The 2,675-nt window shown below is 49.6% G+C and carries 1 protein-coding gene and 2 pseudogenes; 1 reads left to right on the top strand and 2 read right to left on the bottom strand.

The features are described 5' to 3' along the window. Positions 1-162: 162 nt before the first annotated feature. Positions 163-1,014 carry an arabinose operon transcriptional regulator AraC gene (araC, locus tag PH5382_RS19255; RefSeq protein ID WP_368664678.1) on the bottom strand — a complete coding sequence of 284 codons (852 nt, stop codon included), beginning with the start codon at positions 1,012-1,014 and terminating at the stop codon, positions 163-165. Positions 1,015-2,229: 1,215 nt separating this feature from the next. After that, positions 2,230-2,316 (bottom strand): annotated as a pseudogene (locus tag PH5382_RS19640) (IS1 family transposase); the annotation flags it as partial. Between the two features lie 278 nt (positions 2,317-2,594). On the opposite strand from PH5382_RS19640, the pseudogene PH5382_RS19250 reads away from it, so the two are divergent. After that, positions 2,595-2,675: pseudogene (locus PH5382_RS19250) on the top strand (type A chloramphenicol O-acetyltransferase); the annotation flags it as partial.

Below are 2,675 nucleotides of genomic sequence, written 5' to 3'. Positions count from 1 at the left end.
ACAACAGTACTGCGATGAGTGGCAGGGCGGGGCGTAATTTTTTTAAGGCAGTTATTGGTGCCCTTAAACGCCTGGTTGCTACGCCTGAATAAGTGATAATAAGCGGATGAATGGCAGAAATTCGAATAGTTACGGCTTATGACATCTTTGTGGACACATCATTCACTTTTTATTCACATCCGGCCCTGAACTCGCTAGGACTTGCCCCGGTGCATTTTTTAAATACCCGCGAAAATAGAGCTGATCGTCAAATCCAACATTGCGCCCAACGGTCGCTATCGGCATTCGCGTAGTGCTAAGCAGAAGTTTCGCCTGGCTGATACGCTGATCTTCGCGCCAGCTCAATACGCTAATGCCTAACTGCTGGCGGAACAGATGTGATAACCGGGAGGGCGACAGGCAGACATGCTGGGCGACGCTGGCGATATCAAAATGGCTGTCCGCCAGATGGTCGCTGATATACTGGCAGGCATCGCGCACACGGCTATCCATCGGCGGGTGCAACGACTCATTAATTACCGCCATACGTCTGAGCAACAACTGCTCCAGCAGATTGATCGCCAGTAGCTCAGAATAGCGACCTTCCCCTTGCCCGGCGCTGATGATCTGCCCGAACAGTTCGCTGAAATGCGGCTGGCGCGCCTCGTCCGGGCGGAAAAATCCTGTCTGGGCAAAGATTGTCGGCCAGGTCAGCCACTCCTGCCAGTAGGCGCGAGGCCGGAAATAAACCCACTGGTGATACCACTCGCTGGCGTCCGGATGCCGTCCATAGTGATGAATCTCGCCCGGCGGAAACAATAATATATCGCCAGGCCGACAGACAAACTGCTCGCCATTATTATTAATGACGCCCTCTCCGCGGATGGTCAGGTTAAGAATATATCCCTTCATGCCCAACGGACGATCGATAAAAAAATCCAGATATCCATTCGCTTCAATTGGCGTCAGCCCGGCGACCAGATGGGCATTAAATGAATATCCCGGCAATAGCGGATCATTTTGCGTTTCAGCCATGATTTCTCTACCCCCCGATGTTCAGAGAAGAAACAAATTGTCCATATCGACCAGGACGACAGAGCTTCCGTCTCCGCAAGACTTTGCGCTTGATGAAAGCACGTATCAACCCCGCTTGTGAAAAGCGCTTTGTAACAAAAGCGTACAGTTCAGGCGATAAAATTAAGTAACAGAAGTGTCTATAACTATGGCTGGAATGTCCACATTGAATATTTGCACAGCGTCACACTTTGCAAAGCATTAGCATTTTTGTCCATAAGATTAGCGGATCAGCTTATCGATGATAAGCTGTCAAACATGAGAATTACAACTTATATCGTATGGGGCTGACTTCAGGTGCTACATTTGAAGAGATAAATTGCACTGAAATCTAGAAATATTTTATCTGATTAATAAGATGATCTTCTTGAGATCGTTTTGGTCTGCGCGTAATCTCTTGCTCTGAAAACGAAAAAACCGCCTTGCAGGGCGGTTTTTCGAAGGTTCTCTGAGCTACCAACTCTTTGAACCGAGGTAACTGGCTTGGAGGAGCGCAGTCACCAAAACTTGTCCTTTCAGTTTAGCCTTAACCGGCGCATGACTTCAAGACTAACTCCTCTAAATCAATTACCAGTGGCTGCTGCCAGTGGTGCTTTTGCATGTCTTTCCGGGTTGGACTCAAGACGATAGTTACCGGATAAGGCGCAGCGGTCGGACTGAACGGGGGGTTCGTGCATACAGTCCAGCTTGGAGCGAACTGCCTACCCGGAACTGAGTGTCAGGCGTGGAATGAGACAAACGCGGCCATAACAGCGGAATGACACCGGTAAACCGAAAGGCAGGAACAGGAGAGCGCACGAGGGAGCCGCCAGGGGGAAACGCCTGGTATCTTTATAGTCCTGTCGGGTTTCGCCACCACTGATTTGAGCGTCAGATTTCGTGATGCTTGTCAGGGGGGCGGAGCCTATGGAAAAACGGCTTTGCCGCGGCCCTCTCACTTCCCTGTTAAGTATCTTCCTGGCATCTTCCAGGAAATCTCCGCCCCGTTCGTAAGCCATTTCCGCTCGCCGCAGTCGAACGACCGAGCGTAGCGAGTCAGTGAGCGAGGAAGCGGAATATATCCTGTATCACATATTCTGCTGACGCACCGGTGCAGCCTTTTTTCTCCTGCCACATGAAGCACTTCACTGACACCCTCATCAGTGCCAACATAGTAAGCCAGTATACACTCCGCTAGCGCTGATGTCCGGCGGTGCTTTTGCCGTTACGCACCACCCCGTCAGTAGCTGAACAGGAGGGACAGCTGATAGAAACAGAAGCCACTGGAGCACCTCAAAAACACCATCATACACTAAATCAGTAAGTTGGCAGCATCACCCGACGCACTTTGCGCCGAATAAATACCTGTGACGGAAGATCACTTCGCAGAATAAATAAATCCTGGTGTCCCTGTTGATACCGGGAAGCCCTGGGCCAACTTTTGGCGAAAATGAGACGTTGATCGGCACGTAAGAGGTTCCAACTTTCACCATAATGAAATAAGATCACTACCGGGCGTATTTTTTGAGTTATCGAGATTTTCAGGAGCTAAGGAAGCTAAAATGGAGAAAAAAATCACTGGATATACCACCGTTGATATATCCCAATGGCATCGTAAAGAACATTTTGAGGCATTTCAGTCA

The sequence above is a fragment of the Phaeobacter sp. CECT 5382 genome, assembly GCF_001457775.1.
Classification (GTDB): domain Bacteria; phylum Pseudomonadota; class Alphaproteobacteria; order Rhodobacterales; family Rhodobacteraceae; genus Pseudophaeobacter.
The sequence above is the reverse complement of the archived record's forward strand: the minus strand, read 5'-3'. Positions and strand labels throughout refer to the sequence as shown.